Origin of the sequence: Burkholderia sp. BCC0097 (genome assembly GCF_902832985.1) — a bacterium.
GTDB lineage: Bacteria > Pseudomonadota > Gammaproteobacteria > Burkholderiales > Burkholderiaceae > Burkholderia > Burkholderia orbicola.
This window is the reverse complement of the sequence record NZ_CADFDM010000002.1, coordinates 360,598-386,351: the sequence shown is the minus strand read 5'-3', so window position 1 is coordinate 386,351 and position 25,754 is coordinate 360,598. Positions and strand designations below refer to the sequence as shown.

27 protein-coding genes are annotated in these 25,754 nt (G+C 67.0%); 11 read left to right on the top strand and 16 right to left on the bottom strand.

Translation table 11 applies throughout. The annotated features are described in order from the left end of the window. The first annotated feature begins 153 nt into the window (after nucleotides 1-153). From HWX07_RS07010 to HWX07_RS06990, 5 genes are all read left to right on the top strand, one after another. A complete protein-coding gene (locus tag HWX07_RS07010) occupies nucleotides 154-1,401 on the top strand; it encodes a dienelactone hydrolase family protein (protein ID WP_175875729.1) in 1,248 nt (415 codons plus the stop codon). Nucleotides 1,402-1,440: 39 nt separating this feature from the next. Beyond that, nucleotides 1,441-2,229, top strand: coding sequence for an SDR family oxidoreductase (locus tag HWX07_RS07005; protein ID WP_012336880.1), 789 nt, complete (start codon nucleotides 1,441-1,443; stop codon nucleotides 2,227-2,229). 64 nt (nucleotides 2,230-2,293) lie between these two features. Next, the gene (locus HWX07_RS07000) at nucleotides 2,294-3,532 is read left to right on the top strand and encodes a styrene monooxygenase/indole monooxygenase family protein (RefSeq protein ID WP_012336881.1); all 1,239 of its coding nucleotides are present in this window, start codon (nucleotides 2,294-2,296) and stop codon (nucleotides 3,530-3,532) included. A gap of 4 nt (nucleotides 3,533-3,536) precedes the next feature. Then, a complete protein-coding gene (locus tag HWX07_RS06995; RefSeq protein ID WP_175875728.1) occupies nucleotides 3,537-4,064 on the top strand; it encodes a flavin reductase family protein in 528 nt (175 codons plus the stop codon). Nucleotides 4,065-4,101: 37 nt separating this feature from the next. Next, nucleotides 4,102-5,058 (top strand): transporter, encoded by a 957-nt coding sequence (locus HWX07_RS06990; RefSeq protein WP_175875727.1) that lies wholly within the window; start codon nucleotides 4,102-4,104, stop codon nucleotides 5,056-5,058. Between the two features lie 266 nt (nucleotides 5,059-5,324). Here HWX07_RS06990 and HWX07_RS06985 read toward each other — a convergent pair whose 3' ends face one another. The 15 genes from HWX07_RS06985 to HWX07_RS06915 all read right to left on the bottom strand — a co-directional run bounded on the left by HWX07_RS06985 (nucleotide 5,325) and on the right by HWX07_RS06915 (nucleotide 18,173). Continuing rightward, nucleotides 5,325-6,296 carry a type II secretion system F family protein gene (locus tag HWX07_RS06985; protein ID WP_175875726.1) on the bottom strand — a complete coding sequence of 324 codons (972 nt, stop codon included), beginning with the start codon at nucleotides 6,294-6,296 and terminating at the stop codon, nucleotides 5,325-5,327. 36 nt (nucleotides 6,297-6,332) lie between these two features. Further along, entirely contained in the window at nucleotides 6,333-7,310 is a 978-nt protein-coding gene (locus HWX07_RS06980) for a type II secretion system F family protein (RefSeq protein WP_175875725.1), read from the bottom strand. Nucleotides 7,311-7,343: 33 nt separating this feature from the next. Beyond that, entirely contained in the window at nucleotides 7,344-8,708 is a 1,365-nt protein-coding gene (locus HWX07_RS06975; protein WP_012336886.1) for a CpaF family protein, read from the bottom strand. An 18-nt stretch (nucleotides 8,709-8,726) separates the two neighbouring features. Then, nucleotides 8,727-9,935, bottom strand: coding sequence for an AAA family ATPase (locus HWX07_RS06970; protein ID WP_175875724.1), 1,209 nt, complete (start codon nucleotides 9,933-9,935; stop codon nucleotides 8,727-8,729). A gap of 22 nt (nucleotides 9,936-9,957) precedes the next feature. Further along, a complete protein-coding gene (locus HWX07_RS06965; RefSeq protein ID WP_175875723.1) occupies nucleotides 9,958-10,401 on the bottom strand; it encodes a TadE family protein in 444 nt (147 codons plus the stop codon). Then, the gene (locus HWX07_RS06960) at nucleotides 10,398-10,931 is read right to left on the bottom strand and encodes a TadE/TadG family type IV pilus assembly protein (RefSeq protein ID WP_175875722.1); all 534 of its coding nucleotides are present in this window, start codon (nucleotides 10,929-10,931) and stop codon (nucleotides 10,398-10,400) included. The genes HWX07_RS06965 and HWX07_RS06960 overlap by 4 nt, the downstream gene beginning before the upstream one ends. 13 nt (nucleotides 10,932-10,944) lie before the next feature. Further along, a complete protein-coding gene (locus HWX07_RS06955) occupies nucleotides 10,945-12,216 on the bottom strand; it encodes a TadE/TadG family type IV pilus assembly protein (RefSeq protein WP_175875721.1) in 1,272 nt (423 codons plus the stop codon). A 25-nt stretch (nucleotides 12,217-12,241) separates the two neighbouring features. Further along, complete coding sequence (locus tag HWX07_RS06950; RefSeq protein WP_012336890.1) at nucleotides 12,242-12,538, bottom strand: hypothetical protein; 297 nt, start codon at nucleotides 12,536-12,538, stop codon at nucleotides 12,242-12,244. Nucleotides 12,539-12,558: 20 nt separating this feature from the next. Further along, nucleotides 12,559-14,478, bottom strand: a complete 1,920-nt coding sequence (locus HWX07_RS06945; RefSeq protein ID WP_175875720.1) for a type II and III secretion system protein family protein — start codon at nucleotides 14,476-14,478, stop codon at nucleotides 12,559-12,561. A 104-nt stretch (nucleotides 14,479-14,582) separates the two neighbouring features. Then, entirely contained in the window at nucleotides 14,583-15,422 is an 840-nt protein-coding gene (gene cpaB / locus HWX07_RS06940) for a Flp pilus assembly protein CpaB (RefSeq protein WP_012336892.1), read from the bottom strand. A gap of 35 nt (nucleotides 15,423-15,457) precedes the next feature. Further along, on the bottom strand, nucleotides 15,458-16,858 hold the full coding sequence (locus tag HWX07_RS06935; RefSeq protein WP_175875719.1) for an ATP-binding protein: 1,401 nt from the start codon (nucleotides 16,856-16,858) through the stop codon (nucleotides 15,458-15,460). 43 nt (nucleotides 16,859-16,901) lie between these two features. Then, nucleotides 16,902-17,441: a prepilin peptidase gene (locus HWX07_RS06930; protein ID WP_175875718.1), complete on the bottom strand. Its 540-nt coding sequence runs from the start codon at nucleotides 17,439-17,441 to the stop codon at nucleotides 16,902-16,904. Nucleotides 17,442-17,469: 28 nt separating this feature from the next. Beyond that, nucleotides 17,470-17,658: a hypothetical protein gene (locus tag HWX07_RS06925; protein ID WP_175875717.1), complete on the bottom strand. Its 189-nt coding sequence runs from the start codon at nucleotides 17,656-17,658 to the stop codon at nucleotides 17,470-17,472. Continuing rightward, nucleotides 17,658-17,840 (bottom strand): Flp family type IVb pilin, encoded by a 183-nt coding sequence (locus HWX07_RS06920; protein ID WP_175875716.1) that lies wholly within the window; start codon nucleotides 17,838-17,840, stop codon nucleotides 17,658-17,660. Before HWX07_RS06920 ends, HWX07_RS06925 begins: the two co-directional genes overlap by 1 nt. A 141-nt stretch (nucleotides 17,841-17,981) precedes the next feature. After that, a complete protein-coding gene (locus HWX07_RS06915) occupies nucleotides 17,982-18,173 on the bottom strand; it encodes a Flp family type IVb pilin (protein ID WP_175875715.1) in 192 nt (63 codons plus the stop codon). A 1,044-nt stretch (nucleotides 18,174-19,217) separates the two neighbouring features. Here HWX07_RS06915 and HWX07_RS06910 point away from each other — a divergent pair. The 6 genes from HWX07_RS06910 (at nucleotide 19,218) to HWX07_RS06885 (ending at nucleotide 24,703) form a co-directional block, all read left to right on the top strand. Next, a complete protein-coding gene (locus HWX07_RS06910) occupies nucleotides 19,218-20,459 on the top strand; it encodes a glycosyltransferase family 87 protein (RefSeq protein WP_175875714.1) in 1,242 nt (413 codons plus the stop codon). Beyond that, a complete protein-coding gene (locus HWX07_RS06905; RefSeq protein ID WP_175875713.1) occupies nucleotides 20,456-21,835 on the top strand; it encodes a glycosyltransferase family 87 protein in 1,380 nt (459 codons plus the stop codon). Before HWX07_RS06910 ends, HWX07_RS06905 begins: the two co-directional genes overlap by 4 nt. A 24-nt stretch (nucleotides 21,836-21,859) precedes the next feature. Next, a complete protein-coding gene (locus HWX07_RS06900; RefSeq protein WP_012336898.1) occupies nucleotides 21,860-22,903 on the top strand; it encodes a glycosyltransferase family 2 protein in 1,044 nt (347 codons plus the stop codon). 12 nt (nucleotides 22,904-22,915) lie between these two features. Further along, nucleotides 22,916-23,299, top strand: coding sequence for a GtrA family protein (locus HWX07_RS06895; RefSeq protein WP_175875712.1), 384 nt, complete (start codon nucleotides 22,916-22,918; stop codon nucleotides 23,297-23,299). Nucleotides 23,300-23,594: 295 nt separating this feature from the next. Next, the gene (locus HWX07_RS06890; protein ID WP_006483191.1) at nucleotides 23,595-24,098 is read left to right on the top strand and encodes an inclusion body family protein; all 504 of its coding nucleotides are present in this window, start codon (nucleotides 23,595-23,597) and stop codon (nucleotides 24,096-24,098) included. A gap of 65 nt (nucleotides 24,099-24,163) precedes the next feature. After that, nucleotides 24,164-24,703, top strand: coding sequence for an AidA/PixA family protein (locus tag HWX07_RS06885; protein ID WP_175875711.1), 540 nt, complete (start codon nucleotides 24,164-24,166; stop codon nucleotides 24,701-24,703). Between the two features lie 71 nt (nucleotides 24,704-24,774). Here HWX07_RS06885 and HWX07_RS06880 read toward each other — a convergent pair whose 3' ends face one another. Further along, nucleotides 24,775-25,716 carry an ABC transporter substrate-binding protein gene (locus tag HWX07_RS06880; protein ID WP_175875710.1) on the bottom strand — a complete coding sequence of 314 codons (942 nt, stop codon included), beginning with the start codon at nucleotides 25,714-25,716 and terminating at the stop codon, nucleotides 24,775-24,777. Nucleotides 25,717-25,754: the final 38 nt, after the last annotated feature.

Genomic DNA, 25,754 nt, shown 5'->3' with positions numbered 1-25,754 from the left:
CATACCCGCACTCGGCCCCGGCCCGCCAGCCCGCGGCAGCCGCTGCCGCAGGTTTCCGGAATTCGCGGATACCGGCCGAAGAAAGCGGATAGAAACGCCCATTTCGGCCGCCAATACTGGGCCGTCACCGAAACCAACCGCATGGAGGGACCCATGAACGGAAGTCACATCGAGATTCCAGCGCCGGACGGCGGCGCGTTTCGCGCATACCTGAGCACGCCGGCCGGCGGCACCGGGCCGGGCATCGTGCTCTGTCACGAGATCTTCGGCGCGAACGCGACGATGCGCGGCGTGGCCGACTATTACGCCGAGGAAGGCTATACGGTGCTCGTGCCGGACCTGTTCTGGCGCCAGGCCCCGGGCATCGAGCTCGGTGATACGGCGGCCGATTTCGAGCGCGCGATGGCCCTTTATCGCGAATACGACGAAAACAAGGGCGTCGAGGACATCGGCGCCGCGCTGGACGCGCTCCGCAAGCGGCCGGAGTGTACGGGCGAGGTCGGCGTGCTCGGCTACTGCCTCGGCGGCAAGCTCGCGTATCTCGCCGCGTGCCGGCTGCCGGGCGTGGCCGCGGCGGTCAGTTACTACGGCGTGGGCATCGAGCACGCACTCGACGAAGCCGCGCACCTGCACGGGCGGCTCGTGCTGCAGATCGCGGAGCTGGACCGCTTCTGCCCGCCCGACGCGCAGCAGCGCATCGCGGCTGCGCTGTCGGGCCGCGACGGCGTCGAAGTCTACGTCTACCCCGGCGTCGATCATGCATTCGCCCGCGCCGGCGGCGATCATTTCGACAAGGCCGCCGCGGTCATGGCCCACCAGCGCGCGATCGCCGCGTTCCGCGCCGCGCTCGGCCCGCGCTACGACCTGTCCGCGCTGTGGGAAACGCACCTGAAGCACGAGTTCGACACGCGCAACGTCGACGCGACGATGGCCACGATGGTCGCCGAGCCGTACGTCAACCATATTCCGACGCTGACGGGCGGCGTCGGTCACGACGAACTGAAGCGCTTCTACACGCATCACTTCGTGCATGCGAACCCGCCCGACACGACGATCACGCCGATCTCGCGCACGATCGGCGCGAGCCAGATCGTCGACGAGCTGCTGTTCCGCTTCACGCACACCACCGAGATCGACTGGATGCTGCCGGGCGTCGCGCCGACCGGCAAGCGCGTCGAGATTCCGCTCGTCGCGATCGTGAAGTTTCGCGGCGACAAGCTCTATCACGAGCACATCTACTGGGACCAGGCGAGCGTGCTCGTGCAGATCGGCCTGCTCGACCCGGCCGGCCTGCCGGTCGCGGGCGTCGACACGGCCCGCAAGCTGCTCGACGAAACCGTGCCGTCGAACGGCCTGATGCGCCGCTGGCACGACAGCGCGCCGTCGACGGGTGCGCACTGACGCGCCCTTTCCTCACCCCACGATTCCCGGAGACACTCCATGAATGCCCTTGCTGGCAAAGTCGCGCTCGTCACCGGCGGCGCCACGCTGATCGGCGCCGCGGTCGCGCAGGACCTGAGCCGCGCCGGTGCGTGCGTCGCGATCCTCGATCTCGATGCGGACAACGGCGCACGCGTGGCCGCATCGCTCGGCGAACGGGCGCTGTTCATCGCGCTCGACATCACCGACGATCGTGCGATCGAGCGCGCGGTCGCGACGATCGTCGAGCGGTTCGGCGCGATCGACGTGCTCGTCAACCTCGCGTGCAGCTATGTCGACAACGGCATCCATGCGACCCGCAACGACTGGCTCGCCGCGATGGACGTCAACGTCGTGTCGGCCGCGATGCTCGCGAAGGCCGTGCATCCGCACATGGCCCGGCGCGGCGGCGGCGCGATCGTGAACTTCAGCTCGATCTCCGCGCAGTGCGCGCAAACCGGCCGCTGGCTGTATCCGACCTCGAAAGCCGCGATCCGCCAGCTCACGCGCAGCATGGCGATGGATCTCGCGCCCGATCGCATCCGCGTCAACTCGGTATCGCCGGGCTGGACCTGGTCGCGCGTGATGGACGAGATGACGCACGGCGACCGTGCGAAGACCGATCGCGTCGCCGCGCCGTTCCACCTGCTCCGACGCGTCGGCGATCCGTCGGAAGTCGCGCAGGTCGTCACGTTCCTGTGCAGCGACGCGGCGAGCTTCGTGACCGGCGCCGACTACGCGGTGGACGGCGGCTATGCCGCGATGGGCCCCGAACAGGCGGTGCCGGCGATTCCCCGTCTTGCGGAGTGACCGTGTCGCGTCACCCCTTCACGCAACCATTCCGGCCGTCACACGGCCAACCGAGGACATCCCCATGAGACGCATCGCTATCGTCGGCGCCGGCCAGTCCGGCCTGCAACTCGCCTTCGCCCTGCTCGACCAGGGCTACCACGTCACGCTCGCGACCAACCGCGATGCGGAGCAGATCCGCACGGGCAAGGTCATGTCGAGCCAGTGCATGTTCCACACGTCGTTGCAGATCGAGCGCGATCTCGGCCTGAATACGTGGGAGGAAGCGTGCCCGGCCGTCGAAGGCATCGGCATCGCGGTGCCGCACCCGGACGGCCACGGCCGCAAGGCGATCGACTGGTCGTCGCGGCTGACCCGCTACGCGCAGTCGGTCGACCAGCGCGTGAAGATGGCCGACTGGCTCGACGGCGTCCGCCGCCGCGGCGCGGACGTGCGTATCGCCGACATCGGCGTGCCCGAACTCGAGGAACTCGCCCGCAGCCACGACCTCGTGCTGCTCGCGGCCGGCAAGGGCGAGATCGTCGGCCTGCTCGGCCGCGACGATGCGCGCAGCCCGTTCGACCGCCCGCAGCGCGCGCTGGCTCTCACCTACGTGAAAGGAATGACGCCGAGCGAGCCGTATTCGCGCGTACGCTTCAACCTGCTGCCGGGCATCGGCGAGTATTTCGTGTTTCCCGCGCTGACCACCACGGGCCCATGCGAAATCATGGTGTTCGAAGGCATCCCGGGCGGCCCGCTCGACTGCTGGGCCGATGTAAAGACGCCCGAGCAGCATCTGGACCGCAGCCTGTCGTTCCTGCAGCAATACGTGCCGTGGGAATTCGAACGCTGCCGCGACGTCGCGCTCACCGATCCGAACGGCACGCTGGCCGGGCGTTTCGCGCCGACCGTGCGCAAGCCGTTCTTCCGGCTGCCGTCGGGCCGCACAGTGTTCGGGATGGCCGATGCGGTGGTGGTCAACGATCCGATCACCGGCCAGGGCTCGAACAACGCCGCGAAATGCGCGAACGCGTATTTCGACGCGATCGTCGCGCGCGGCGCCGCGCCGTTCGGCGAAGACTGGATGCAGCAGACCTTCGAAGGCTACTGGGCCTATGCGCAGCATGTCGTGCGCTGGACCAACTCGCTGCTCACCCCGCCGCCGCCGCACATTCTCGAACTGCTCGGCGCGGCCGGCCAGTCGCCGTCGCTCGCGAAAACGATCGTCGACGGCTTCGACGATCCGCGCCGGTTCGCGCCGTGGTGGTTCGAGCCGTCGGCGTGCGCGGCGCTGATCCGCGAACACAGCGTCCGCGCGGAGTAACGCCATGGAAACGACCGTTACCGACCGCGCGGCCCTCGACCCGATGCAGTTGCGCGCCGCGTTCGGGCAGTTCCCGACCGGCGTCACCGTGATCACCACGTGCGCGGCCGACGGGCGCAAGGTGGGCCTCACCGCGAATTCGTTCTCGTCGCTGTCGCTCGATCCGCCGCTCGTGTTGTGGAGCCTTCGCAAGGTCGCGCCGAGCCGCCCGGATTTCGTCGCGGCCACGCACTTCGCGATCAACATCCTCGCGCACGACCAGATCGACCTGTCGCGCCGCTTCGCGACGCCCAGCACCGACAAGTTCGACGGCGTGCCGCACGTGGCATCGGAGAGCGGCGGCGTGCCGTGCCTCGGCGGCGCGAGCGCGCGCTTCGTGTGCCGCAACGTCGGCCACTACGAAGGCGGCGACCACCTGCTCTTCATCGGCGAGATCGAACGGTTCGACGCATTCGGCAAGGCGCCGCTCGTGTTCCATGCCGGCCAGTATCACGCGATCGCCGATCATCCGGATCTTTCACGCGAAATTTGATTAGTACACGCAAATACAACTCAAGGAGGTGGTGAACATGAAACTCGGCTCTCGCCTGCTCGTCGCCGCAGGCTTCGCGATCGCCGGCCTCGCCGGCCACGCGCCGGCCCACGCGGCCGACCTGCCCGCGGTCAACCTCGGCATGACCAGTTTCCTCGACGGGATGCCGCCGGCCGGCGCCGGCTGGTACGGCACGCAGTACCTGCAGTACTACACGGCCGGCCGCGTCAACGACAATGCGGGCAACAAGGTCGGGTTGCCGAAGCAGGACATCGACCTGTTCGCCGGATTGAGCCAGCTCGTCTATCAGTCGCCGCTGACGTTCGCGGGCATGCATCCGGGCCTCGACGTGATCCTGCCCTGGATTGCGTCCGCGCGCACCGACGACGGCATCGGCAACGTCGCGCTGAATGCGCGCGCCGGTTTCGGCGATCTGCTGATCGGCCCGTTCATCCAGTTCGAGCCGATGATGGGCGCGCAGGGCCCGCGCTTCGCGCAGCGCGTCGAATTCCAGTTCATCGTGCCGACCGGCGCGTACGACCCGTCGCGCGCGATCAATCCCGGCAGCCATTTCTGGTCGTTCGATCCGTACTGGGCGGCGACGCTGTGGCTCACGCCGAAATGGACCGTGTCGTGGCGGCTGCACTATCTGTGGAACGCGACCAACCATCAGCCGGCCACGGCACTCGGCCCGGACGTGACGTCGACGCAGGCCGGCCAGGCGCTCCACGTGAACTTCGCGACCGAGTACGAAGTGCGGCCCGGACTGCGGCTGGGGCTCAACGGCTACTGGCTGCGCCAGACCACCGACATGAAGGCCAACGGGCAGGACGTGCCGGGCACGCGAGAAGCCGTGTTCGCGATCGGGCCGGGGGCGATGGTCAGCTTCTCGCCGCACGATCACCTGCTGTTCAACGCGTACTTTGAAACCTATGCGCGCAACCGGCCGCAGGGCACGCGGATGGTGCTGCGCTACGTGCATCACTTCCAGTGACGCGCGGCGCGCCGGCTGCCCCGCTACGGGGCGCCGCCGCTTCAACGGGTTAGCAGTAGGGGGCAGCCGTAAAGGCGGTGGACTACGGCTTGTTCCATGACCGACCATGGGTCCAGGATGCATTGACGCCGCTATGGTCGACCTGTCTCGCGGCGCCGCCTGGGGAGGGAGCCTCCATGAAGCCTGTTGCCGTGCCGGCCGCCGCGCGGGTCAGGTCGGCACGCAAGATCGTGATGGATGCAGGTGAGGCCGTCGCGCCCCGCCGCTCAGTGCGAGATGCCGACGAAGGTCGGCAGCAGCACGCGGTAGACGTGAATCATCGCCGGCCCGAGCAGCACCATCATCAGCGCGGGAAAGATGCAGAAGATCAGCGGAAACAGCAGTTTCAGCGCGATCTTCGCCGCGCGTTCCTCCGCGCGCATCCGGCGCCGCGTGCGCAGCATGTCCGACAGCACGCGCAGCGATTCGCTAATGCTCGTGCCGAAGCGATCGGCCTGGATCAGCATCGCGCAGAACGATTCGATGTCCTCCACGCCGGTACGCAGCGCGAGATTGCGCAGCGCCGCTTCCTTCGTGAAGCCGGAACGCATCTCGAGCAGCAGCAGATCGAGTTCGCTCGCGACCACGTCGCTGCTGAAGCGCAACTCTTCGCTCACCTTCATCAGCGCCGCGTCCAGCCCCAGCCCCGCTTCGACGCACACGGTCAGCAGGTCGAGCGCATCCGGGAAATCCTCGAAGATCTTCTGCTGGCGCACCTTGACCCGCCGCGACAAGGCGATGTTCGGTATGTAGTAGCCGATACATGCGAGCAGCACGAGGATGACCGACAGCACCTCGCGCTGGTTGCCGAGCCGGGTGGTGATCAGCACCAGCAGCGTCGCGCACGGTAGTGCGAGCGCGAGCATCGTCTTCGCGGTGAAATACAATGCGGCCGCGCTGGGGTCGCGCCAGCCGGCATTCATGAGCCGGATACGCAGAGGTGAATTCTCCCAGCCCTCTTTCGGCACCGACAGCTTCGAGATCGGCGTGGACAGCTCGACCAGCTTCGCGACCCAGCGCGCCGCCATGTCGTCGACGTCGCCCGGGACGGCACCGGCACTGCCCGCGCCACCCGCCTGCTCGAGCCGGCGCTGGATGCTGCGCGGCGCGAACAGCAACATCGCGACGAGCACACCGCCGGCCACGAAGATGAACAAGCCGCCCAGCATCACGGCATGGACCACGCTCAGGTTTTGCATGACTGCCTCGCAATGGTTCGTTGGTCGGTTCGCGCGTCAGACACGAATCCGGACGATTCGGCGGATCCAGAGCAGACCGAAGGCCATCGACACCAGCATCGTGCCGACCATCCTGATCCCGACCGGATCCTCCCATAGTACCGACAGGAACTCGCGGTTCAGCAACGCCATCACGCCGGCGGTGCCGAACGGCAGCAGCCCGAGAATCCATGCGGACAGGCGTCCCTCCGCCGACAGCACGCGCACCTTGTCGAACAGCTTGAAACGCTCGCGCACCAGGCCGGCGATGCTGTCGAGCAGTTCAGCCAGGTTGCCGCCCGTGTCTCGCTGGATCAGTACCGCGATCACGAAGTAGCGCAGGTCCTGCACCGGCACGCGCGTCGCCAGGTTCGTCAGCGCATCGTGCAGCGACACGCCGTAATTGACTTCGTCGAACGTGACGCGGAACTCGCCGCCCATCGGCTCGGGAAACTCGTCGCCGACCATTCCGAGCGTGCTCGTGAACGAATGACCGGAGCGCAGTGCGCGCGCGATCATGTCGCAAATGTCCGGCAGCTGGCGCTCCAGCTTGAGCATCCGGCGCGCGCGTGCACGCAGCACGTACATCGTCGGTATGCAGGCGGCAAACAGCGCGATCGGCAGCGCGGCGAGTTGCGGCAACGTGGCGAAGCTTAGCGTGAACCACGCGATTGCCGCGCACATGGCGCTGAGCGTGATCAGCTTCGGCAGCGTCCATGCGAGACCCGATTGCTGGATCATGAGATCGAGCGCCTGCACGCGCGGCACGCGCAGCAGCAGCCGATCGAATGGCTTCGACTCGTCGAGCATCCGCTTCTTCAGGATCGACAGCCGCTCCTGCTGGACGTTGCCGCCGGCCGACATCGCGCGAATGCGCGCTTCGATCCGGCGCGCGGCGGCGCCATGCCGGGCGCTCCACCATTGATAAAAGCCTTCGATCGACAGCACGACCGCGACGAAGGTGAGAATCACAAAACCGTAAAAGATCGCATTCATGAGGCCTCCCCGGCAGCACATGTCGTCCTGGCGTCAGTCCGTCTCGTAATGCACGGACGGGTCGTACAGCGAATCCGGCAGGTTGATGCCGAACGCCTGCAGCCGCTCGGCGAACTTCGGCCGCACGCCGGTCGCGCAGAAGTGGCCGCGCACCGAGCCGTCGCGGTCCACGCCCGTGCGCTTGAACGTGAAGATCTCCTGCATGTTGATGATGTCGCCTTCCATCCCGGTCAGTTCCTGGATGCTGACGATCTTGCGCTTGCCGTCCGTGAGGCGCGCCGCCTGCACGACCACCGAGATCGCCGACGCGATCTGCTGGCGCATCGTCTTCGGCGGCAGCGTCAGGCCGGACACGCTGACCATGTTCTCAAGCCGCGTCAGCGCGTCGCGCGGCGTGTTCGCGTGGATCGTCGCGAGCGAGCCTTCGTGGCCGGTGTTCATCGCGTTGAGCATGTCGAGCGCTTCGGCGCCGCGCACTTCGCCGAGGATGATGCGGTCCGGGCGCATCCGCAGCGCGTTGCGCACCAGCGTGCGCTGCGTGATTTCACCCTTGCCCTCGATGTTCGGCGGGCGCGTCTCGAGCCGCAGCACGTGCGGCTGCTGCAGTTGCAGCTCGGCGGCGTCCTCGATCGTGACGATCCGCTCGTTGCGCGGAATGAAGCCGGACAGGATGTTGAGCAGCGTCGTCTTGCCGCTGCCGGTGCCGCCCGACACCAGCACGTTCACCTTCGCGCGCGACAGCGCGTCGAGCAGCTCGGCCATCGGCGGCGTCAGGCTGTGGTAGCGCACCAGGTCGTCCATCTTCAGCGGGTTGACCGCGAAGCGCCGGATCGACATCAGCGGCCCGTCGATCGCGGACGGCGGGATGATCGCGTTCACGCGCGAACCGTCCGGCAACCGGGCGTCGACCATCGGGCTCGATTCGTCGATGCGGCGCCCGACGCGCGACACGATCTTCTCGATCACCTTCATCAGGTGCGCGTCGTCGTAGAACGTCACGTCGGTCAGTTCCAGCTGGCCGCAGCGTTCGACGTAGACCTGCCGGTACGTGTTCACGAGGATGTCGGAAATGCCGGGGTCGCGCAGCAGCGCTTCGAGCGGGCCGAAGCCGAACATCTCGTCGTACACGTCGATCGCGAGCTGGCGCCGCTCGATGTCGTTCGCCGGCAGCCGCTCCTCGTCGAGGATGCGCGCGATCAGCGCGCCGATTTCCATGCGGATCTGATCCTGATGCAGCCGGGACAGGCGCTCGAGCTCGACGCGCTCGAGCACGGCCAGGTGAATGTCGCGGCGCAGCTTCTGGTATGCGTCGCGCACCGACGAATGGGCCGGGCCGGCCGCGTCGCTGGCCGCCAGCGGCTGGGCCCGGTGCAAGGACATCTGTTCGCGCAATGACATGATGGTTCCCCGAAAGAATTACATCGACTTAAGCTTCGGCGTGGCCTTGCGGCCGAACAGCCGGGACATCAACGGTTCGCTGTGCGTCGCGCCGCGTCCCGCGCGCACTTCGCCGTCGACGAGTTGCTTCGCACAGCCCTGCAGCGCCCGGACGACCGCCGAGCCGCGCGCGAGCCGCGACACCGGATGGCCCTGGTTGATCGCTTCGAGCACGGTGTCGGCGTCGTCGGGAATCGTGCAGGCCGCGTGCAGGCCGAGCACTTCCTCGAGCGCGGCGCGGGTCCGCTCGCTCGCGCGGGTCGTGCGGTTCACGATCAGCCGCAACTGGTCGGTCGAGTAGCCGAGCGACACGAGAATTTCCAGCAGCCGGCGGCCGGCGCGCACGTGCGGCATCGCGGGCTGCAGCACGATCTGGATCTGGTCGCTGCGATCGAGCGCGACCATCGACAGCGGGTTGATGCCGACGCCGACGTCGAAGATCACGAAGTCGTAGCGCGGCGCGGCCACGCCGAGAATCCATTCGAGCGCGTCCTCGCGCATCTCGGCGGCCTTGACCGGGTCGCCGGCGCCCGCCAGTACGTGAAAGTTTTCCGTCACGTGCGCAACGCTCGCGTCGAGAAACGCGCCGTCGAGCCGCTCGATCTGCGCGCACAGCTGCGGCAGCGTCGACGGCGGCGTTTCGTCGCTGACGAGAAATGCCGCGTCGGCGAACTGCTGGTTCAGGTCGATCAGCAGCACGCGGCGCTTGAAGCCCTCGGCGATCTCGAACGCGATGTTGCCGGCCGCGAAACTCGTGCCGACCCCGCCCTTGCACGACATGAACGACACGATCCGCGTGTCGTCGGTATCGCGCCGCGTGCTTTGCGCCGCCGCCCGCCCGAGCGCGTTGCCGAGCGCCTGCAGATCGAGCGGCCACTGCAGCACGTCGCGGGCGCCAGCGCGCATCGCATCGAGCAGCACGTGCGGCGATGCATCGGCCGTCACGAGGATGCAGGTCAAGCCCGCATGCGCGCGGCAGATGCGCTCGATCGCCGATAGCTCGGACGGATCGAGCGACGTGCCGTCGATCAGCAGGATGTCGAACGCATCGAGCCCGTCGGTGCGATGCTCGATCTGCGACGGGCGGCCGGTAGCGCGCGTCGTGCGATAGCGTCCGCAATCGGCCACGAGACGCGCGATCTGCGTGAGACGCGCGGTATCGTCGGAAGCTACGAGGATGTTGATCATGTCGTGTGCCTCGTCTTTTCGATTAGTTGCAGGCGGAGCCGCCCGTCGCGGAATTCAGGCTTTCGCGCGGCAGGGTCGTCGTGAACGGCGGCATCGTCAGCGCGACGTTCACGAACGGGATCATCGTCCTGACGGTGACGTTGGTCACGCTCACCGTCACGAACGAGCAACTGTTCACGTCGCAGTTCGCCGGCGAGTAGTTAACCGAAACGTTCGCGTTCGACAGCAGCGGCAGAAGCGCCGTCACGCGCTTCGCGACGCCGGCGGCGTTCACGTCGCACACCACCGCCGTGCGTGCGCCGAGCCGCACGGCCTCACTCGCGGTGTTCCAGTAGAACAGCACGCGACCGAACTCGAAGATGCCGATCAGCAGCATGACCAGGATCATCGCGACGAGCGCGAACTCGACCATCGCCGCGCCACGTTGGGCCCGCCGGTACGACTGCGGGAAAGGGTGTCCGTTCATGACACTTGCCTCATCACGGTGATGATGTTGCCGAAGGTGATCGACGGCAGCGCCGGGTACGCCGGGATCGGCTGGTACTGGTAACCAGAGATCTTCACTTCGACGATGTTGATGGCGCCCGACGCCGTTCCGCTCGCCGCGTTGTTGTTCGCGTCGTAGGTCGGCACGTTCGCGAACTGCGACGGGTCGGACGCATCGCTGCAGCCGGTCGTGTGCTGAGCATCGCAGATGGTCACCATGGACGTCGTGAGCCCCGGCAACAGTTCGGTGCCGGACGCGCCGCAGGTCGTGCTGCCGTAGACAACGAGACACTGCGCCTGCGATATCGGGTACGCGCTGTCGGTCGGTAGCCAGACCGACAGGTAGCGTGCCGCATCGCGCGTCGCCTTGGTCAGCGTCTCGTACTGGTAGATCGCACGGCCGAACTCGGCCACGCCGGTTGCCAGCAGGATCATCGGCATCAGCACGAGCGCGAACTCGACGGCGACGGCGCCGCGCGTGCGAGAACGGCGAATCGGTAGCGTTTTCATGATCGCCTCTCCGCTATTGAACCAGCATCGGCACCTGGGTGCCCGACGCGCTGCCGCTGCCGGGCATCCCATGCGTGGCGCACGGATTGTTGCCGGACACCGACGAGCCGAGGTACTCGAGATGCGCGACGACATTTCCGCTGCCCGGGCTGAACGGCAACGGATCGAGCATCAGCACGCAATCCCATTGCGTGATGTGCACCTTTGCGCTGCTGCCCTGCAGCGTCGAACAGTCGCCTTCCGGCGCGAGCGCGAGGCGGCGGTCGCCGCCGTAGGTCTGGTAGTTGCTCGCGCTCGCCGTGCCGTTCGTGGTGATCCCGCTGCCCGACGGCGGCGCGCCGTCGCCCTGGTACGGCTTGAAAGCCGCGCGGTCGGCGACGAACTGCGTGTATGCGTCACCCTTGATGCCGGCCGTTCCGGGCGGCCCGTAGTTCGGGCCGACATACGCATAGCCTGAAAAGTCCGGCTGCCCACTCGAACCGTTCGCGCCGTTCGTGTAGATGCCGAAGCGCGTATTCCAGGCGCGCAGCGACGCCGACTTCAAGCCCGTGGTGCCGAGGTCGGGCGGACTCGTGATGTTGCAGGTGTTGCCCGACAGCTCGCTCGCGAGCGTCGTCTCGTTCGTCGAACCGTCGAGCGCCGCCCAACCGAAATTACCGGGCCCGTAGGTCGTCGACGAGCCCGACGGCGACGAGATCCAGTCGCCGACCTTGTATGGCGCCCCTGCCGCCGCGCGGCACACGAATACCGGAATCGCGCAGGTCGTCTGCCCGCCACCGACTGTCGCGATCGCGCGCGCCGACACGGATGCCGTATTCGCGACCTGCGTGCCCGGCATCACGTTCAGCACCTCGATGAACCAGTGCGCGATGTTGCTCAGCGTCGCGGTGCACTGCACGTACTTGATGTTCGCCGGCGTCGTGACCGCGTTCTTGGTCAGGAACGGGTTGGTCAGCGAATCGCTGAACGTGACGTTCGCGTTGGTCGACATCTGTACCGATGTCTTCTGGAAAAACACGAAGTTCAGATGGCCGGCGGCGATGCCGTCGGCCTCGGCGACCGACAGGCTGATCGCCGACGTCAGATCGCGCGCGGCGGACAGCGCGCAGGCATCGGCGCTGTTCTGCAGTTCGCTGCGCGTGACGTACAGCTTGCCGAGATCCAGCGCCAGCCCGACGAACCCGATCATCACCGCCAGTGCGAGACCGACGATGATCGCGACGGCACCGCGCTGGCGGTGCAGGCTGCGACGCGTGACTTTCGGATAGCGGGCTGCGCGGTTCATGGCGTTCTCCCTGAGCGTGCCGTCGTTACTGGGTCGACTTGCCGATGCCGATCACGAACGCATTGGTGGGCGGCTGGACCTGCTTGAACGACTTGTCGTAGTTGTCGAGCGCAGACGCGGCGGCGCCGCCGTCGACCCCCGATGCCGAAACCGGACGTTCGCCGGCATGCGGGTCGATGATCTGGGCGTGCATCACGGTGCGGACCGAGTCGCCGAAACGGCTGTCCCACACCGGGGTCGACGACATGCAGCCGGCAAGCGCGAACGCGAGCGGGGCGGCGAGCGCCGCGCGGCGCACGAATACGAGGTAGGCGGATTTCATGAGCTTCCCCTTGGATGGTTTCAACGATCGGTGGACTGGGGTTCCGCGCCGGCGCGCGCAATCTGCGCTTTCGGCGCCGTCGCGCTCCGGTGCTTCGGTCGCGCCGCCGGCTGGGCCGACGATTCAGGGCCGGCGGCCGCGAGGCGCGCGGCGGCGGCTTCGATGCGCGCGACACGCGCCGCGGTGGCCGCGTCGGACTGCGGGGCGGCGGCCGCGACCGGCGCCGGCGCCTTCGGCGGCTCGGCCGGCACCGGCGGTTGCACGTCCGCGTCTTGCGGCGCGCGCGGTGCGGGCAGCGCGGCCGGTGCTTCCGACTTCGGCGCCGGAGCAGGTGCCGGCGCCTGGGCCGGCGTCTGCGGAGCGGCTGCGCCGTTCGCCGGTTGCATCGGCTGCGCGCCTGCCTTGCGCACGCCGCCACGGCCTTCCATGTTGCCGGTCGCAAAGACGTCGACTTCGTTCGGCTTCGAGAAGCTGTCGGTCGGCAGCGCGACGTCCGCGGTCTGCAGCGGCTTCACCAGGTGCGGCGTGATCAGGAAGATCAGCTCGGTGCGGTCCTGCTGGAACGACGTGCTGCGGAACAGCGCGCCGAGCACCGGCACTTCGCCGACGCCGGGGATCGCCTTCAGCGCGCCGCTCGCGTTGTCCTTGATCAGCCCGCCGATCGCGAACGATTCGCCGTCGCTCATCTGCACCGTCGTCGACGCGCGCCGCGTCGTGATCAGCGGCAGGATCGACGTGCCGCCGATGTTGGACGCGCTCAGCGTGACGCCCGTCTGCGACAGTTCCGACACTTCCGGCGCGACCTTCAGGCTGATCCGGCCGTTGGCCAGCACCGTCGGCGTGAACTTCAGCGCGACGCCGAATTCCTCTTCCTGCAGCGTGATCGACGAGACGCCGTTGCTGCCGCTCTGCGGGATCGGGATGAAGATCTTGCCGCCTGCGAGGAACGTCGCCTCCTGGCCGCTGATCGTCACGAGGTTCGGCTCCGCGAGGATCTTGACGAGGTTGTCGGTGTTCTGCGCGTCGGCCGCGATGCTGAACGGCTTGTTGTTCGCCTTGTTGAACACGGCGCCGCTCGCGACGCCCGCGAGCAGGTTGCTGACCAGCGCGCCGCTCCATGAACCGAAGCCGCCCTGGATGTTGAACGCGCTGCCCATCTGGTTGATCAGCGTCTTCGACACCTCGGCCACCTTCACCTCGAGCATCACCTGCTGCGGCGACGTGACGTTCAGCATGTTGAGCACGCCGCCGCCCTGCTTGCCGCCACCTGCATCGCCCGCGCTGTCGCCATACGCATGGGCGATCTGCACGGCCTGCTGCGCGGCCTGCGAGCTCGACACGGTGCCGGCCAGCACGATCGTGCCGGCCGCGGTCGACACATGGATGTCGCGCTCGTTCGGCATCAGTTGCAGCAGCGACGCCTGCAGGCCGCCGGCGTCCGCGCCGACCGCGACGTCGATCACGCGGCATGCGCCGCTCCTGCCCTGCACGATCATGTTGGTCGTGCCGACCGCAAGCCCGAGGATGTACAGCGTTTGCGGCGACACCATCGTCGCCTGCGCGACGGCCGGATTGCCGATCGTCCGATTGCGGACCGGCTCCGGCATCGGCACCAGCAGCGACTTGCCGAGCGGCACCGCGACGCTGGTCGATTCGCGCACGGCGCCGACGCAGTTCGGCCCGCGCAGCGGCCCCGCCGACGCGGCGGGCGCGGCGGCCGGTACCGGCGCCATGCTGATCGTCATCTGCATCGGCCCCTTGCCGACCGCGGCCGGCGCGCTGGCGCCGCCCTTGGTCAGCACCGCCGACTCGATGCCTTCCTGCGCGAGTGCGCCATACACGGTCAGCCATCCCGAACAGAGGATCGCGGCCATCATCGTGCCCCGTGCGACGCGTGTGCGCAGCGGGCCGGTACCTGTGCGTTGCGGTTTGATCTTCATTTCGTCTGATCCCCCGAGAGACCGGCGCCGTGCCGGTTATCGACTTCCAAGGCCGCCGCGCGTTGCCGGCGGCCGGTTTGTTGGTCTGGCTACAAGCATTCGTTTCAGAAACATTCGACGCTGCCCTTCACGCCCGTCAGCACGCCGACGCAGTCGCGCCGGACTTCCGGCGCCGCGTGCGACGCGACGTGCACGCGGACCGGCCGCGCATGGACGGGCGCCGGCGCAGCTTCCGGCACGGGTTCCTTGCCGAGCAGCGTCAGCTTGGTCGCACCGCCGGTGGTCAGCGTCTTCTGGTCGACCTGGTTGCGCAGCACGAGCGACAGCGTGCCGACGCTGCGTGCGAGGTCGAGCCGTTCGGCCTGGTCGGGCGTGACTTCCAGCGTCACCGCGTTGACCACCTTCGGCGCCGTGTCGTCGCGGCTGACCTGCTGCGCGACGGCCAGCACGAGGATGTGCTCGAGCACGATCTTCGAGATGCTCTGCCCGTCGGTCTTGCCCTGCTGTTCCTGCGTGTTGACGATCACGTCGACGTAGTTGCCCGGCAGCGCGAAGCCCGCGACGCCGACCACGTCGTTCACGCGCACCGTGATCGCGCGGCTGCCGTCGGCGATCACCGCGGACAGCCCGCCCTTCGTGCCGACCGGCGCGAGCTTCGACTCGATCACCGGCTCGCCGCGCGCGAGGCTGGTGCGCACGACGCGCCCTTCGAGCGCTTTCGTATCGGTGAAGGCGCCGGTCGGCACGCTGCCGGCCGGCCAGCTGACCATGTGGATCTGGTTCGGCCCGAGCGGTTCGCCCAGGTTCAGGTCGGTGGACGCGACCGCGACGGACGTGACCGAGCTCGTGGACGTCTGTACCAGCCAGCGGGACGCGAACACGACCGCGGCGAGACCCGCGACCATCGCGACGACCAGCATCATGAGCGCTCGACTGTTTTTCATGGCAATGCTCCTCGACGAATCGTGAAAGAAACGGCTCAACCGGTGATGAACGTGCGGCCTCCGCGCTCGACGGGCGGCGGATGGCCGCCGTCCCGTTCAGGCGCCGCGCCGAAATAACTCGCCCACGCGTCGTACAGCGCGTCGTGCGTCACCTCGGGCGGATCGCCGCGGTAACGCGCGCCGGCGGCCACGAGGCGCAGCAGGTCCGCCGGGAAGCACGCGAGAAACGCCTTGCCGGTCGGCAGGTGCAGCCGATGCAGCAGGAAGTCGAATGCGTCGCTCGCCGACACGAGCCCGAGCGATGCGCAGGCCGCGTCGTACACCGCGCGGTAGTCGTCGATCGACATCGCGCCGACGTGCAGCTTCGAGCCGAGGCGGCGCATGAACGCGTCGTCGCAGAACTGCTCCGGCGCCAGGTTGCTCGAGAACACCGGCCACACGTCGAACGGCATCACGAAGCGGTTGCCGGATTCGAGCGTCATGAAATCGACGCCCCGATCGAGCGGCCGCAACCAGCGGTTGAGCAGGTCGCGCGGCTCGACGCGCTGGCGGCCGAGATCGTCGACGACGTACATGCCCATGTTCGCCTTCATGTGCGGCGGCGCCTGGTAGAAGCCCGCCGCTTCGTCGCGACGCAGGTCGAGCTCGTCGAGCGTCAGCTCGCCGCCCGACATCACGACCGGCCGTTCGCACAGGCGCCAGCGGCGATCGACCGACTGGCCGCCGGCCTGCGACCCGACGTCGACGTGCACGAGCGGGTCGTAGACCTCGATCACCTCGCCGGCCGCGCAGATCGCGTACGGGATCGGCACGCGGCCGTGCATCAGCGCGCCGAGCCGCTCGGCGAGAAAGGTCTTGCCGCTGCCGGCCGGGCCGTAGATCAGCAGCGGCCGGCCCGCGTTCAGCGCGGCGGCCGCCGCATCGAGCACCGCCGTGTCGATCACGATGCCTTCGAACGCCGCCCACACGTCGCTCTGGCCGATGTGCAGCTTGCGCACCGAATGCGCGGCGACGCTCGCGAGATACGCGTCGAGCGTCACCGGCGCGGGCCCGCTGTAGCCGCTGCGTTCCCGTTCCTCGAGCGCGAGCACGCGGCCCGCATCGGTCAGGCGGAACGTCACGTCGAGATCCGTCGCGCCGCGATGGGTCAGCTCGACGAGATGCTCGCGCACCAGGAACGCAAAGACTTCGTCGAGCACCGCGAGCGACAGGCAGTGCCGTTCGACCAGATCGCCGTACGACGGGCGGCCGAGCACCAGCGTCGACTTCAGCACGAGGCCGCCGACGAACGCCATGCTCAGCCCGGTTTCCGCGAGCGAGCGCGGCGCCGGCGGCAGCTGCGCGCCCAGCTTCGTATGGACCTCCCGCGACGGCGGCGGATCGGGCAGGCGTGCCACCTGCGCGTCGCGTCTCGGTTCGGTGTGGTTCGTGTTCATGATCGTTGCGTCCTCGTTGCGTTCTCGTTGCGGGTCCGCCGCGCTATGCGCACGACGCGAACAGCGTGCCCAGCGTGCCGACCGCGATCGCCACGCCGTACGGCAGCGTGCCGACCGATGCGATCTCGAAGGGGCCGTCGTCGGCCTCGGCGCGCGCCGCCTGCGAACGCCGCACGATCAGCGTGCGCACGTTCGTCCACATCTGGCGCATCCGCCCGCGCAGCAGCGCGTAGGCGATGGCGCCGATCCCGCCGGCCAGGAACGTGGCCAGCACGATGTAAAACGTCATTTCCGCGCCGACCCATGCGCCAATCGCGAGCATCAGCTTCACGTCGCCCGCCGCCATGCCGCGCAACAGGTAGAACGGCAACAGCAGGCCAAAGCCGGTCGCCGCTCCGGCGAGCCAACCGAGCACGCCCGCCGGTACACCCTGCAGCAGGCACTGCGCAACCAGCGCGCCGGCCAGGCCGAGCACGACGAGACGGTTCGGAATGCGACGGGACGCGATGTCCGTGCTGGCCGCGGCGACCGCGAGCAGCGTCACGCACAACGGAACCGGGTAAGGCGGCGCAACTGGCAACATGGCGAACCTCATCGGTCAGATAGGTGGATCAGAAAACCATTGCCGCAAGCGATGCGGATTCGATAGACGTCTTGCCCTGCTCGTCGCCGATCCGACGACAGACGATGCACGCATCGGCTTGCGTGATGGTCTCCGGCTCCACGTTGCCCGGTGGACCGGAGGAAGGCTCGCTCACTGCACCGGCCGAGCCATCCTCGCGGTCCGTTTGCAGAAGCATCAGACGACCGAGTTCAGATCGTCGGCGATCGTATTGAACACGGTTGCCAGATCCTTGCCGATCGTCGACAGCGCGGTGATGATGCCGACGGCGATCAGTGCGGCGATCAGGCCGTATTCGATGGCGGTCACACCGTCTTCGTCGCGGACGAAACGGGCGGCTTGTTGAATGAGCTTGGACATGGTGATCTCCTTTCGTGGTGACTTTCAAAACCCTCGCGTACCGGCTGGATCGATCGATCCGGCATCGAGACGTCGAGGAGAATGGTTAATGCCCGGTGGTGTCGACGATCGATCCGGAAGCACCGCTCGTCGTACCGTCCATCACATGCTTGCTACCGCTGAATCCAGATCCGCGGCAACCATGCTGTACACGGACTGCAGATCCGTACCCATCGTCGTCAACGCAACGACGATGGCGACCGCGATCAGTGCGGCGATCAGGCCGTATTCGATGGCCGTCACGCCGCTCTGATCCTGAACGATCCACGCGATCTTTTCGATGATTCTGTACATGAGCACCTCCTTTCGGACTACTATTGATTTCCCTTCGTCTTTCAGGACGTCGGGGACGGGCACCACCGGCACTACGCGAAAATTCGAAGCGCGACGCTCAGCTGCGGGAGCGGGAATGCATATCCCTGTCCGTGCGAACGGGTATCGGCGAAACGGAGCGCGAGAGGGGCGTGTACGGTGCGGCTAGCCGGATGAACCGGGCCCGCCGACCGACCTGAACGGCACGACGGCCGTTCGACGCATGGAATCCAGTTGAACGGGAGACGAACTCCCTGAAAATCTGCAATGTGTCTTTAACGCGGTTTGCGATCCGCGATGTGCAGTGGTCTTTCATTTTTATTCCCCATGTGCTGCCGAATTCTTATTGCCCAGACGATTCCGGGTCTGATTGGTCAATCGGCGACGGTTTTCGCAGGTCATCGACCTGACGCTACGTATTCCCCGTCGCGCTTCGGTCATTTTTTCCGCAGGCGACCCGAAGCCGGTTCCGTGTGTCTGCTCTCAAAACCGCCCGGTCGTCACGTCGCCGACTGCCGTGCCAACGCTTACGCAAAGAGCAGGCCATCTCGGGAGAAATCTCGGCGTATCAAGGCTCGCGGCGACCTCCGCTTTCCCGGTTCCGGCGTGCGATGCCCCGAATGTTTCAAATTTGAACGATCCTTGGCGGCTGGCGCGACTTGCCGGAATCCCCGCCGTCGCGCTGCACAAAGGGCGGAAAAATTTTCGTCGGGATTTTCCCGGACGCAGCGCGCCGGTCGTGCGCCACTGGTTCGGCGGGCCGCAACACAGGTGAAAACTACGGAATGTTTCAAGCCGGAAACACGAAAACCTATCGCACGGATTTCTCATACATGAAAATGCGGTTTTCAAGCCCGTCAGCCGACGGTTTAAATACCGGCCTTCAGTGCCTGGTTTGCATCCCGCGATTTTTTCCTCAACAATGGATTCACCGGACAACGCCGATTCAACGCGATTCGATCCGCAGGCACGACAACATCAAACGGTTGCGACAGACCACGCAGCCACTACGACAGACGGGGCATCATGTACACAGCCAATCGTGGTGAAACGCGCGCTCGCGCCATACGCTGTGCTCAATGGCTGACAGCCGACCGCATCATTCCGTACAGCTGCATCATGCTGACGCTCTGTGTCGCCCTGCTGATTGCCTGGGGCGTCGTGACGCACGGCTTTACATCGAAGGCCACCGCCCGACCGGGTACCGATTTCGCGGTCTTCTGGACCGCAGCACAACTGGTGTTGCAAGGCCATGCCGCGACGGCCTACGACCCCGTCGCATTCATGCAAGCCGAACTCGCGCACTTCGGCGCGTATCTGCAGCACCAGTCGCTTCCCTGGCTCTATCCGCCGACGATGTTGCTGTTCATCGCGCCGGCCGCCCTCGTGCCTTTCCTGCCCGCATACCTCCTTTTTTCCGCGGGCAGTCTTTTATGCTACGCGTTCGCCGTCTCGCGGTTGTCGGGATTGCGCACGCATCTTCCGCATCCGCGCGCCGCACTGCTCGTCATGGTCGCGTATTCGGCGGTATTCCTGAGTGCGCTGTTCGGTCAGAACAGCATCCTGACCGCCGGTCTCGCCGCGCTTGCGCTGCACCTGCTCGACAGGCGCCCGGTCATGGCCGGCCTACTGATCGGGCTGCTCGCGATCAAGCCACAACTCGCCGTGGTGTTCCCGTTCGTGCTGATCGCGGCACGGGCGTGGCGCGCGTTCACGGCGGCGGCCGTCAGCGCGACGCTGTTCGCCGCGGCCGGGATCGCGCTGACCGGCCCCGCCGTGCTGAGTGGCTTGGCGCACACCATGTCGACCGTACGCGACCAGCATTTCATGCTGCCGTCGTACTGGCTCGCGTCGCCGACGCCGTTCGCCGCCTTGCGGCTCGCGGGCATGCCGGTCTCGGTCGCGCTGGCCGCGCAAGCGGCCATCGCGGTGCTCGCGATCGCCGCGGCGGTCGACGTCTGGCGCCGCACGCGCGACATGCGGCTGCGCGGCGCGGCCCTGGCCGTTGCCACGCTGCTGACAACGCCGTATCTATGGGGCTACGAACTGACGTGGCTCGGCGTCGCGATCTTCTGCCTGATCGCCTACTGTCTCGATGAAGGCTGGCTGCCCGGCGAACAGGGCACCATCGTGCTCGCGTGGCTGCTGCCGATCTTCGAGATGTTCAACCGGCTGATGCGGTTTCCGCAGGTCGGGCCGATCGTGCTGCTCGCGGTGCTGTTCATCGTCGTGCACCGGGCGACGCTCGCCTCTCGGGGCGCGCGATGAAAACGCCTCCGCTCGCCCGTCACGCGCATCCGACCATCGATACGCATCCGGAACTTCCGATCGCGGGCCCGCGCCGCTACCCGCACTGGCTCAATCGCGATCGCGTGCGGGTCTACGCGGGCGCCGTGCTGCTGGCCGAACTGCTGTTCGTCAGCATCTACCTGACCCGCATGTTCCTGGCGCGCCACGGCGCGCTGGGCCCGCTGTCGCAGGACTTCTCGCCGATCTGGAGCGCAGCATGGCTCGCCGCGCACGGGCATGCGGCCGACGCGTGGCAGTTCCCCGCGCTGTTCGCGGTCGAGAAGGTCGCGATCCCGACGATGAATCTCGCGGACGGCACGCTGCCGTGGCTCTATCCGCCGACGATGCTGCTGCTCGTGCTGCCGCTCGGCTGGCTGCCGTACACGCTGGCACTCGTGCTGTGGCTCGGCATCACGTATGCGCTGTTCGCTGCAACGATTCACGCGACCGTGCAGCGCGATGCCGCGTGGCTGTGCACACTTGCGTTCCCCGGCGCGTTCCTCACGGTGATCGTCGGACAGACCAGCCTCTTCACCGCGACGCTCGCCGCCGTCGGCCTGCTCGCGCTGAACCGCCGCCCCGTCTGCGCCGGCATCTGCTTCGGTTTGCTGACGATGAAGCCTCAGCTCGCGGTGCTGTTCCCGCTCGCACTGCTGTGTGCCGGCCAATGGCGCGCGCTGGCCGCATGGGCCGCGACGATCGCCGTCAGCGCCCTGCTCGCGACGCTCGCGTTCGGCATCGGCCCGTGGGTCGCATTCACGCACGTGATCGCCCACGTCTACACGATCGTCGGCACCGGCCACGCCAAGCTCGCTCGCATGCCAACCTTGTTCGCGCTCGCGACGATGGCCGGCTGGCCCGCGCTCGTCGCGCGCGGCCTTCAGCTGCTGTCGGCGGCGGTTGCCGCGATCGCGGTCGTCTACGCGTGGCGCGGCGCGTGCTCGTACGCACTGCGCGCCGCGACCCTCGCATGCGCATGCCTGCTCGTCAGCCCCTATCTGTACGACTACGACCTGACGTGGTACGGCATCGTGATCGCGTGGTACGCGCGCTATGCGTGGACGCACGGCTGGCGGCGCTTCGATCGCGAATGGCTGATGCTGCTGTGGCCGATGCCGCTGGCGGGCCTCGCGGTCGTGCCGTACCTGTCGTTCCAGTTCATGCCGCTCGTGACGCTCGCGTCGCTCACGCTGCTCGTCAGCCGGATCGCGCAGGAACGACGCGACGTGCCGTCGATGCCCGACGCGGGCGACACCTCGACCGAGACCGGGTTCGCCCATCCGGCCCGAGCACACCACCGCCCGGCGCACGGCATGCGCCGCACCGGCCGCCCGACGCTCGGCGCCGGCCGGTAAGACGACATCTCAAGGGGAATCATCATGCGGGAATCCATCTACACGCCGCTCGTCTCGCTGGTCGTGCCGTTCTACAACGAAGGCGAAGCCGTCGAACGCTTCTTCGACGTCGTGATTCCGTTGCTGAGCGCGATCGACGCGATCCGCTTCGAGATCGTCTGCGTGAACGACGGCAGCCGCGACGACACGCTGGAACGCCTGGTCCGGATCGGCGCCGCCGAGCGGCGCGTGCGCGTGATCGACCTGACCCGCAACTTCGGCAAGGAGGCCGCGCTGACGGCCGGCCTCGACGAAGCCGCCGGCGATGCGGTGATCCCGCTCGACGCCGACCTGCAAGACCCGCCGAGCCTGATCCCGGTGATGATCGAACACTGGCGCGACGGCGCGGAGGTGGTCGCGGCGAAACGCAGCAACCGTGCGTGCGATTCGTTCGCGAAGCGCACCGCCGCCGCGCTCTACTACCGCGTGCACAACGTGCTCTCGGACGTGAAGCTGCCGGAGAACGTCGGCGATTTCCGGTTGATGGACCGCAAGGTCGTGAACGCGCTGCGCAACCTGCCCGAGCGGCACCGCTTCATGAAAGGGCTGTTCGCGTGGGTCGGCTACAAGACCGTGATCGTCGAATACCAGCGCGACCCGCGCAGCGCCGGGCACTCGAAATTCTCCGGCTGGAAGCTGTGGAATTTCGCGCTGGAAGGCATCACCAGCTTCAGCACCGTGCCGCTGCGCAGCTGGACCTACATCGGCGTCGGCATCGCGGCGCTCGCGTTCGTGTACGGCGCGTTCATCATCCTGCGCACGCTGCTGTTCGGCAACCCGGTGCTCGGCTACGCGTCGCTGATCTCGGTCACGCTGTTCATCGGCGGCATCGAGCTGATCGGAATCGGCGTCGTCGGCGAATACGTCGGGCGGATCTACGACGAATCGAAGCAACGGCCCGTCTACCTGATCCGCCGCCGCTACCAGGCGCACGGCAAGGTGATCGAACTGCCGGTCGCGCGCGACGCACGCCGACAGCCGGCTCGCCGGCGCGCGCAACCGGTCCGGGCGCGCATCGGCGCGCGCTGACCCGCGCCCGCCATGAGCACGCTGCTCCAGGCCGAGCGCACGCGGCTCGTGCGTTTCGGCGTGTCCGGGCTCTGCTCGACCGCGATCCATGTGCTGGTCGCGACGGCGCTGTTCGCGCGCCTCGATGCGGCGCCGGTGACCGCGAACGCGCTCGCATTCCTCTGCGCCACCGCATTCTCGTACCTGGCGAATACGCTGTGGAGCTTCTCGTCGACGGTGCGCACCCGCAACGCGATACGCTTTCTCGCGGTCACGCTCGCCGGGTTCGTCGAAACGATGCTCATCGCGCGCGCCGCCGAGGCGCTGGATGCGTCGCGGGCAATGGGCGTCGTCGCGATCGCCCTGCTGATCCCGCCGACGACGTTCGTGCTGCACCGGCTCTGGACCTACCGGTAAGCGCCCCTTCTTCCGTCCCCGCCCATCATCGATCAATCAATTAACAGATTCAATGTCGTGATATTCATGTCACGCATCCAATCGATTGATTCCGATTTTAAAATTAACTCGATAAATCATTTTATCGACCTGTTTACCTTTACAGCTTCCACGTTTAACCAAACGGGATAATCTGCATTCGCCGTCGCTGCTGAATGTGTCGATACCGGCTAAAAGCCTTGCAGCACAAGGCGATGGCGGCCGCACGAAGCAATTCGCGCAACGATAAGTCCCATTACTTAAAACGGGAGCTTCTATGTCACGCGTTACCGATGTGCTCGTTTCGTTCGATACCGAAACCATTCTCAAAAAATATCCGAATCCCAGCAAGAATCCGGCGGCGCCGACGCTGATCGACTGGCGCTACGTCTACATGGTGACCAACCAGGACAACGTCATTTCCGGGCAGGCGGGCGGCGAGCTCGACCTGAAGGCGCAGGTCGGCGACCTGATTCGCTGGCGCGAAACGAGCCTGTCGCTGGGCTTCGAAAACCAGGTGGTGTTCTACAAGTTCATCGGCAACGTCGGCAACGACCTGATCTCGACGCCGACGCCGCGGGTCGCGGAAGCGTCGATCCCGGTGCCGAACACCAGCAAGCCGGAAGTGCCGACGTGTCAGAAGGTCGCGAACTACTACTGGTCGTCGGAATGCCTGAAGGTCGGCCGCGTGACCTACCACTTCCAGTTCCAGATCATCGATCGCAATTGCCAGAGCCAGGGTTGCTTCTCGTGGGACCCGTTCATCTCGATCCATAACTGATCGCGGCATGCGGGCGGCCGCCCGACGGCTGCCCGCACCGCTCCCTTGTTGCGGAGGAGGTGCTCATGTCTGGTGTTCGTTGCGATGCGCTCGCGATCGTCGACGCCGTCACGCTGCTGTCGGCCTACCCCGATGCGAGCCGGGACGCCGACGCGCCGACCGTGATCGACGGTCGGCACATCTACGTGTTGAGCCCCGGCGACGCCGGGCAGGTCGGCCACAACGACAACCGGCTCTTCGCCGGCCTGTCGCCGGGCGACCAGCTTCATCTGCGCGAAACCGCGCTCGCGCTGCGTGCGGAGGTCACCGTGCTGTTCATCCGGTTCGCGCTGAAGGATGCGGGCATCGTCGCGCCGATCGAAGCGGAAATCCGCGACGCCGCCACGCCGGTGCCGGACGGCGATAACCTGCTGCATCCGTCGTGTCGGCCGATGAAAGACCATTTCTGGCACAGCGAGGTGCTGGCTCCGGGCACCACCACGTGCACGGCCGATTTCGCCGTGCTCGATCGCGACGGTGCGGTATCGGGCTACTTCCGCTGGGAGACGACGATCGAGATCGCGGGCGGCCGGCCGGCCACGAAACCGCCCGGCGTCAAACCGTAGCCGGATCGCACCGCCAGTTCACGCTGCAGCCAAACAGCGGCCGCTCGCTCGCGTCTCGTCATGCGCCGTCGTCAGGTGCGCGGCAGCCCCGGCGGATTGGTCTGCGAACGATCGATCGCCTCGGCATCCAGTTGCCAGTGATCGAGCGCCTTCCGGTAGCTGCCGTTCGCGATCAGCGCATTGATCGCGAGCGTCAGCGGATCGGCGAGGCCGCTGCCCTTGCGGGTCGTGATCGCGATATCCGCGGTGCGCGGCCAGCCGCCGCTGACGGTGCCGATCAGTTTCGCATCGCCGCGCAGCGACGCCTGGTACGCGAGCATCGAATTCACGCTGAAGATCGTGTCGACCCGGCCCGACTGCAGCGCGACCCAGCGCTCGGCCGCATCCGCGTAATACTGGATCTCGACCGGCGCGAGGCCGCGCGCGACGTTCTGCCGGTTCCATTCGAGCAGGATCTTTTCCTGGTTCGTGCCCGAATCGGTCACGACGCGCAGCCCAGCGACGTCCTTCGGCTCGCGGATCTCAGCCAGCTTGCTGCCGGTCTTCACGTAGAAGCCGAGCTGGTCCTTCCGGTAAGTCGAGAAATCGAACTTCTCCTTGCGCTGCTCGGTCACCGTCACGTTCGAGATCACCGCATCGACCTTGCCGGACTGCAGCGCAAGCGGCCAGTCGGCCCACGCGAGCGGCACGAGCTTCAGCTTGCGGCCGACGCTGTCCGCGATCAGTTGCGCGAAATCGGGATCGAAGCCGACCACCGTGCGTGCGTCGGTCGCATAGGTGCTGAGCGGCGGCAGGTTCGGCGCGATGCCGATCGTCAGCGTGTTCGCTTCGGCGAACCGGAAGCCGGCCGGCAGCGCCTGCTCGACGGCCGGGTTCACGGTGGCCCGCTGCCGGGCCGGCTGCTCGGGGCTCAGGTCGAACGATGCGGCATGCGCGGCGACGGCGCTCCCGGCGATCAGCGTGGCGGCCAGCAAGCGGGCAATGCGTGTAACGGCAAAGGCGGTTCTGCTCATGTGTTGTGGAATCCTGTTTTTATTCGAGGATGCTTGGA